Below are 8,250 nucleotides of genomic sequence, written 5' to 3'. Positions count from 1 at the left end.
AAGCAGGGCAGGCAGGGCTTTGGTTTCCTTGCCTCTTCTGAAAATCTTTTCGTTGAGGGCCATGAGCAGGCTGTTGAGAATAGCGCTGTTGGCATTCAGGAGTTCGTCCAGGAACACCAGGTTGGCTTCGGGGAGCATGCCTTCAGTGTTTGTCACGAGGTCGCCTTCTCTCAGTTTGCGAATATCAAAAGGGCCAAAGAGTTCATTGGGTTCAGTGAAACGGGTAAGCAGGTATTCAAAAGTTTTACCTTCCAGTAAATTGGCGAGGGCACGCACCATAGCACTTTTAGCAGTACCCGGAGGGCCCAGTAAAAATAAATTCTCCCTGCCGGTGAGGCAGATGCCCATCAGGTCGATGATGTCATCTTTTCCAACAAAAGTCTTCTTCAGGTGCTGTAGGACATCGTTGAGCTTATCTACCAGCTGGGTTGAGGGTAAGGTCATAATATAATTTCGTTAATAACTGTATCGAACTGAGGCCATAGTGAGGCAGCATGTGATCCCAGGGCTGCTTGTACAAATGGCAGGTTTTCAGGAAGACGGCATTGCGACAGATTTCTAGCCTGGATGATTCTGTCTGTATATGCCTGCCTTAAGGATGGGTGTTCATTAATGGCAGACAGGTCTACCTGTTCATGTAAAGGAATGGCGGCTGCTGAAAATGGCCATTGATGCGCGGTTTGATAAAACCGGGTAATCAATGGGTCCGTTGGAGAAAGACCTTTGGCCAGCAGAAAAAGATCTGGCAGGTAACGCAGGGTCAGGTCTGCCGAGTAGATTGCTGCAGGAGTTCTTTCACCGGTATAAGCAGGTAAATGGGTTTCCAGAAGTGAAGCGTCAAGATTGCGTAACAATATGAACTGTACGATCGTGTACAGGTGGCCTGCCGCCCAGAGCGCGGCATCCATATCCAGATCCGGCGCGGCATAAGGCATCTCGCGGCAATCGTCTTCATAATATTGTTGCAGATGAATAGCCGCTGTGCGCAGGTCGGCTTCCTCAAAAGACAGCAGATCCGCGGCCACAGTCACATTACCTTCGTTGATCAGGCCCGATATGAATTCAGTTAATTCCATGTCGACATTGTACCCTATTCATATAATATTTAATGAAGATACTAAGGAGATAGCTACTTTACAAGAAATATGATAGCCGGATTGTAATTTGTCGATAGCTTTTTTAATTTAGAGAATTAAATTTTAGTGATCATGCATAAGAAAACGCTTGCAACAGTAGCGGCTGTTGCGCTTTCAGCCACGTTATTTGCGCAGACCAAACCCGAAGATACAGAAGTGTGGGAACCAGTCCCTGCTGTAGTAACCCCCGGTAAGATTAACACAGACGCACCTTCCGACGCAATTATCCTTTTTGACGGTAAAAACCTGGACCAGTGGGTTTCTGTCAAAGACCCTTCCCAGCCTGCAGGTTGGAAAGTATCCGGAGGCATTGTGACTGTAGAAAAGAATACCGGGAATATACAAACGAAAAGGTCTTTTACTAATTATCAGCTGCATATAGAGTGGCGGGTACCAAAAGATATTACCGGCACCGGGCAGGGTAGGGGAAACAGTGGCCTGTTTTTAGCCTCCACCGGTCCTGGTGACGATGGATATGAGTTGCAAATACTGGATAACTACAACAATAAGACCTATGTAAATGGTCAGGCAGGTAGTATCTACAAGCAAACACCTCCACTGGCAAATGCGAACAAAAAGCCGGGTGAATGGCAGACCTACGATGTGATCTGGACTGCCCCTAAATTCAACACTGACGGCTCTGTGCAAAGTCCTGCCCGTGTAACTGTATTCTTCAACGGTGTACTGGTGCAAAACAATACAGAGCTGCAGGGTCCTACCAGGTATATTGGCAAGGCTGCTTATGAAAAACCTCATGGAGCTTGTCCTATAAAACTGCAGGCCCACGGGGATAAGAGCGAGCCTTTGAGCTTCCGCAACATCTGGATTCGTGAATTATAAACCGGGCGCAACCCAATAAAAAAAAGAATGTATCATTAATAAATGAACCTTCTGAGAATCGCATAAAAGGCTACCTGCCTCCATCAGGTACCCGAATTAAAAAGCCCGTATCGTACTTTTGATACGGGTTCTTTTTTTTGATCACCCCTCAATTTTGCAGCTTCACCTTTATTTCTCTAAATTTAATTGCAGGTTCCTGCACCTTTGCAATCAATGAGAAGACAACTCTACACATACAGCTCGCTATTCATCTCCCTGGCACTCAACATACCTAAACTCTTTGCATTAAGAGAAAATACCCCCTTATCTCACCTCGTACCCTTCAACCTGTCTGAAGTTATTTTCCAAACGGGTTTTAACCTTATTTTCTGCCTTGTTATTTTTTACACCAGCGATACCTTTAAAATTAATAAAGTTATTACCCACTTATTAAACCTGTTAGTATTACTCGTCTTTTTTACCATTGGTCTCAGCATCCAGAAAAACGTTTATGGCGCTGGTTATTTTCTACCCGGCCGGGGTTTAGGTATTAAACTCACCCTCACCCTTGTCCTGGTACTCATCGAGCTCCGCATTGTTGACATCCTCCGTCAATCCCGCTTCAAAGAACTCGAAAACGACCGGCTGCGCAACGCTTACCTCAAAGCAGAACTGAGCCTGCTCAAAGGTCAGCTGCAGCCACATTTCTTTTTCAATGCCCTCAGCAGCCTCTCCGGCGTAGTCCGCGAAGACCCTGCCAAGGCACAATATTACATCAACCAGCTCTCCCGCTTTTTCCGCTATTCATTGCAAAAGGAAGATACGGGCCTGGTAAATTTAAAAGAAGAAATCAGTGCCATCAACGCCTACGCCGCCCTTTTGAAAATGCGCCACGAAGAAGGTTTTCAACTCGTCATAGACGTTCCGGAAGAACAGCTCCACCGCCGGCTTCCCCATATGTCACTCCAGCCGTTGGTAGAAAATGCCCTTAAGCACAATAAAATACCACTGCTGCTGGAAATTACTGTACAGGAAAACGAGCTGATTGTAAAGAACAACCTCCAGCCGGTTCACTTTCCGGAACCCGGTACCGGTATTGGTTTATCGAACCTGAACGAAAGATATAAGATCCTCCTCCAGCAGGAAATCAGTATCGAAAAAACGGCTACTGCATTCATCGTAAAACTTCCTTTGCAATAAACATATGGCATTACGCATAGCGATCATAGAAGACGAACCAGCCACTGCCCGCAACCTGCGGCACATGCTTCAGGACATTGCACCGGAAGTGGAAGTACTCACCATACTGCCGGGTGTAGCCGAATCTGTAGCCTGGCTCAATGACAACATGCAGCAATGTGAACTCCTGTTCATGGACGTCCGCCTCAGCGACGGACTTTCCTTTGATATCTTTAGCCAGGTAAACGTAACGCTCCCTGTTATCTTCGTTACCGCTTACGATGACTATGCCCTGCAGGCTTTTAAAGCAAACGGAATTGATTACATTCTCAAACCCTTTGATGAAACTGAATTAAAGCAAAGCTTGCAGAAATACAATCGCCTCCGCGATAATAGTAAGGTGCAGCAACTGGCCGCACAATTCAAAACTTACAAACAGTCCTTTCTCGTTCACAACAGGGACAAATTGATTCCCCTCTCTGCAGGTAACATCGCCTGGTTTTACACGGCGAATGAACTGGTTTATGCCGGCACTGCCGATAATAAACAATACATCATCGACTTTACCATGGAACAGTTGCAACAACAGCTGGACCCCGCGGTATTTTTCCGGGCCAACCGGCAGTTTATTGTACAACGCAGTGCTATTCAGGAAGTTGATTTTTATTTCAATGGCCGGTTGGCCTTAAAAGTCCATCCCGCGCCCAAAGAACAGATTTTAATCAGCAAGGCGCGCGTGCCTGAATTTAAGAATTGGATGAATGTGTGATTCTCAATCATTTGCAAAATAGTGGCTAACATATGATAAAATATTTTCAGTTTTAATTGCTCAAATGCTTTTATCTGAAGAAAATTATGACTATCTAGCACTACCTATTTATCATTCCCTATAAAATCGTGATTCTATGAAAACAGGACGTAAGTCATGGCTCGTTCGTAAAACAGCTCTTTCCCTTGTAGTAATTTCGGGTTTGGCGCTGGCAGTTTTTTCCTGTAAAAAGGATGAAGACGATGGCGTTATTACTTCCGATGAAATGGCAGAAGCGGTAAGCCAGTCTTTCAGCAGTGAAGGTGGTGGCCTGGTGGTTCAGACCAATGCAGCCCTGAGTGTAGTCTCTCTGGCAAACAGTCAGCGTATGGCGGGCGGCAGACTTTCTGACCAGTGTGGTCTTCCTTATGAAAAAACAAGAACCAGCGCAAATGCAGACACAGCTACCTATTATACATGGAGCTATGGAATTACCTGGAACTGGACTTTGACCTGTACAGATACAATACCCATACAATATGACTTCAAAGCGGCAGGTAGAGCACTCTACGATTTTCCCCGCATGACTTCAGATGATAGTGTGAACAACAAAATTGTAGTAACCGGTTTGTCTGCCGACAGTACCTTCTACACTGCCAGTCAGACCTATATACGTACAGGTACACAACAGGCCAAGTTTGGTAAGATGCACAAGTTCACCAGCACAGTGACTGTTACCTCTACCAATATGAAGGTGAATAAAACAACACTGAAAATCGTATCCGGTACGGCTAAAGTAAATATCAAAGGCGAAAGCTCCGGTGGTAAAACATTCACCCTGTCTGGTACACTGACCTTCTCAGGCAATGATGCAGCATCGCTGGTAATGAACGATACGAAGTACACCGTGTCCTGGATCAGATAATAAACATTTGTGACAACAGTATACAATCAGCCTCCGCCTTCTGGTGGGGGCTTTTTTATGATTGGCGGTCCTTAACTTTTCCACAATCATAATAAAGGATCTATATCAGCCGTTATATTATTTTTTTACTATATATTAGCACGCGAAAAGGGGGGACAAAAATGACCAACTCCTTTTTACTATATTCTAAACAAAACAAATATTCATCTATGAAAAGAATGAGCAACCCCTTGTTGCGCAGTAAAGCTGCCCTGTTATTCCTGTGTGTAGCAGCCGGCATGTCTGTAGTAATGCCATCTTGTAAAAAAGACGACAAAGACAGTAGCGAGCCAGCGGTAAGCCAGGCAGAGGTAGCAACAGTCGTAAATTCTGCTATCACAAATGGTGGTGTTGCTGCACAGACTACATCTGCAGCTACTACTGCTTCTATGTACCTGAGTGCCCGTAAAGGTGCAAAGACAACAGGAGCTGATTGCGGTTATACCGACGAAAACTCTTTCCAACTTTCTTCAGATGCCAATGCTGCTACAACATTCAGCATTGATTACACTTACAAATTCGTAATCACCTGTGTTGCAGATCAGTACCAGTCATTCAATTTTACATTTGCCGGTAAAACAGCTTTAGGCACTTCCAAAGTATCTCTTGCTGATACTTCAGCTGCTACTTTCGCTATCACCGGTCTGGAAGATGCAAGTGCTAACCTGGTATTTAATCAGGCATTTGACAACAAGGCTTCATTGATTTCAAAAGATGGTAGCTCTCCTTCTTTCTATAGCACACTGAAATATACAGCTACTAATGTAACAGTTAGCAAATCCAGCCTGCAGATCATATCTGGTACTGCAGCGGTGAAGATTACCGGTATTACCACTTCCGGTAAGTCTTTCAGCTACGAAGGTACTATTGTATATAAGGGTAACAATAAAGCTGTATTCACTATCACTGGTGGCAGCAGCTTTGACCTGACCTGGTAATGGCTAAAAAAACTCGCTTTGGCCGCAGGCCAAAGCGAGTTTTTTATTCAGTTAATTATTTCATCCTTTGCACTCAACCGCCACTCATTATCATAAAATCCTGCTGTCTTCACCTCCGTTTCTTTCCCCTTCAGCAACTCTGCAGAGAAAATCATATAATCCGGAAACCCGCTTCCGCCCGCAAAATACTGATTCGCTTCCGCGGCTCTCATTCCTTTCAATCCAGTACCTCCAATCACTGCTACAGCAGCCACTTTACTATCCATTCTCGGGTACATAAAATACCCTGCCAGCGCATCGCCTGTATAACTCTTCTCGCCCACGGTTACTTTTCCTCTGCTCATCTGCACGGGGGCATTCTTCAACAACAAACCATACGCCTTATTAGTAGTCGCATTTCCATAAATAATCACCCCTCTATCTGCATAATCTGCGGCTTTGAAATCTTTATCTGCTACTATATCTACCGCACCATTGCCCCTGTAGTACCAGGTCTCCGCGTCATATCTCGCCTTATTCAATGACCACGCATTTTCTTCCGGCGTACCAGCCGTACCATACACAAATACCATCCTGTGATTAAATGCTTCCTTCAGCGTACCATTTCTCACAATACCCTTATCTGTTTCAAGGGGCGCTTTGCCGATAGTCCACTGTGCCCCATGCTGCAGGTACAATATCTCTCCATGAGCAGCATACTGAATTGCCTGTCCATCTAATACGATCTCTCCTGAAAAATCTTTCAGGTCCAGCGCCAGCACTTCCACATTTGTGGTCGTTCCGCTAATTTTATTACCTATGCGGCGCAGTTGTACCCTGCTATATTCCAGTGCATGCTGCTGCTGCAACACCTGTACCCAATGATATTTAGAAGAGATGGCCGTACTCGCTGTCGTAAAATCTACCACCTTCACACTACTATCTGCCGGTATTGTATGCCACTTAAAATAAGAAAACAAAGGCCCCCAATCCACACAGGTATCTCCATACCAATGCTCTCCTCCCGGGTACTCATAATAACTATAATCAGGATGGAAGTCAGCCAGTATCTTCTTCATCTGCCTTGCATAATCTACAGACACTACACGGTCACTATCTCCATGCAAAATATACACACCACCCGCTTTATAGTTATTGGCTAACTTAAAGGTATTACTTGGATTGCTGGCTCTCAGCAAAATCTCTTCTGTATTATTCTTTGGTGAATCAGGAATCAATCCATCTGCAGAACCATACCCCATCAGGGTCGGATACCCTGAACAGGGTGCAATAGCCGCCCACTTTCCGGGAAATGTAGCACCTAAGATCCAGGTACCATGACCACCCATAGAATGCCCTGTCAGATAGATCCTTTCAGGATCCGGCTTAAATTCCTGTGTCGCAATATTCAATACTTCCAGCGCATCCAGTCTGCCCCAGTCTTCCCAGTTAAAACCACGTGGACGCCTGTTCGTTGGCGCGGCCAGTACACCCCAGTCTTTGTACTTATAAGCACGCGCCTGGTTAATAGCCTGCACTTCCGCACCGTGTACAGAGAGGAACAATGCCGGCGCTTTGCCGTTCGGATTCAGTTGCGGAGATACTGCGTAGTATTGTACACTACCATCAATTCCACTTACGAACGTACTGCTATAATGCTCACCTGCATTCACCGTCTTCAGCGCCATACTTTTACTATCAATCACCTTGTTCTGACTGCTCAGTGTTAATGCCACACTATTATTATCATTGCCCACTGCAGAAGCATCCATCATAAATCCTACCTTACGGGTAGCCAGTGGTGCTATATCAGGCAGGGTTGTGGTCAATGTTTTTCCCTGTACTGTTGCCTTTATCTGCAGACCTTTCAGTGCTTTGTCCGAAGTATTGATGACTACTACAGCTCCCCACAAACCACTATTGTCTTTCCCCTTTACCACAAACGGCATTGTAGAATCGGCCACACTGATATACACGGGTTGTTTTGGGAAAGTCAGTTGCGCACGCAATCCCTGACGTCCCCAACCGCGCTGGGTACGAATGTAGAATTCATTTACACCCTGTTTTAACTGCACAGGTGTAAACATCCATCCATAGCGATACATATCTCCTGCATGCGGCACACCATTCACATACACCATCTGGTGCCCGGTAATATTTAAAATCGCGGTCTGTGCTTTCGGAGAATTGTAAGTCACATAGATATATCCATTCGACAACGCTTTCCCCGAAAAGGCGCCATCCTCGCCGGCAGTCACCGCCTGCCATTTCTCTCCGTCAAAAGACTGGCTGCCATTTGCTGGTGCCTGCAAAGGGCCATTGCTCATGGCATATGCCAGTTGATCGGTAAATAAAGCCGTTCTGCCATACTGATGACAGGGGCCACTTGCTAAACCCTCCTTAAATACATAGCCATCCTGTGCAAAGAGGGAGTTCCCTGCCAATAATGCCAGGGCTAAAAATAATCGCCGCATAAAATTGATTTAT

General features: G+C 45.4%; 8 protein-coding genes. 5 read left to right on the top strand and 3 right to left on the bottom strand.

Annotated elements, in window-relative coordinates; all coding sequences use genetic code 11:
• The coding region (locus ABDW16_RS26015; protein WP_343673869.1) for an AAA family ATPase at positions 1-444 on the bottom strand (444 nt) is incomplete at its 3' end.
• Positions 441-1,076, bottom strand: a complete 636-nt coding sequence (locus ABDW16_RS26010; protein ID WP_343673867.1) for a hypothetical protein — start codon at positions 1,074-1,076, stop codon at positions 441-443. The genes ABDW16_RS26010 and ABDW16_RS26015, both read right to left, overlap by 4 nt.
• 132 nt (positions 1,077-1,208) lie before the next feature.
• Here ABDW16_RS26010 and ABDW16_RS26005 point away from each other — a divergent pair, with 132 nt between their 5' ends.
• The 5 genes from ABDW16_RS26005 (at position 1,209) to ABDW16_RS25985 (ending at position 5,784) form a co-directional block, all read left to right on the top strand.
• Complete coding sequence (locus ABDW16_RS26005) at positions 1,209-1,976, top strand: DUF1080 domain-containing protein (RefSeq protein WP_343673865.1); 768 nt, start codon at positions 1,209-1,211, stop codon at positions 1,974-1,976.
• A gap of 213 nt (positions 1,977-2,189) precedes the next feature.
• Complete coding sequence (locus ABDW16_RS26000) at positions 2,190-3,155, top strand: histidine kinase (RefSeq protein WP_343673864.1); 966 nt, start codon at positions 2,190-2,192, stop codon at positions 3,153-3,155.
• A 4-nt stretch (positions 3,156-3,159) separates the two neighbouring features.
• Entirely contained in the window at positions 3,160-3,903 is a 744-nt protein-coding gene (locus ABDW16_RS25995; RefSeq protein ID WP_343673863.1) for a LytTR family DNA-binding domain-containing protein, read from the top strand.
• Positions 3,904-4,039: 136 nt separating this feature from the next.
• The gene (locus ABDW16_RS25990) at positions 4,040-4,807 is read left to right on the top strand and encodes a hypothetical protein (protein WP_343673862.1); all 768 of its coding nucleotides are present in this window, start codon (positions 4,040-4,042) and stop codon (positions 4,805-4,807) included.
• A 209-nt stretch (positions 4,808-5,016) separates the two neighbouring features.
• The gene (locus ABDW16_RS25985; protein WP_343673860.1) at positions 5,017-5,784 is read left to right on the top strand and encodes a hypothetical protein; all 768 of its coding nucleotides are present in this window, start codon (positions 5,017-5,019) and stop codon (positions 5,782-5,784) included.
• 47 nt (positions 5,785-5,831) lie between these two features.
• Here ABDW16_RS25985 and ABDW16_RS25980 read toward each other — a convergent pair whose 3' ends face one another.
• A complete protein-coding gene (locus ABDW16_RS25980; protein WP_343673858.1) occupies positions 5,832-8,237 on the bottom strand; it encodes an alpha/beta hydrolase-fold protein in 2,406 nt (801 codons plus the stop codon).
• Positions 8,238-8,250 lie beyond the last annotated feature (13 nt).

Source organism: Chitinophaga sp., assembly GCF_039596135.1.
In the GTDB taxonomy this organism is placed as follows: Bacteria; Bacteroidota; Bacteroidia; order Chitinophagales; family Chitinophagaceae; genus Chitinophaga.
The sequence above is the reverse complement of the archived record's forward strand: the minus strand, read 5'-3'. Positions and strand labels throughout refer to the sequence as shown.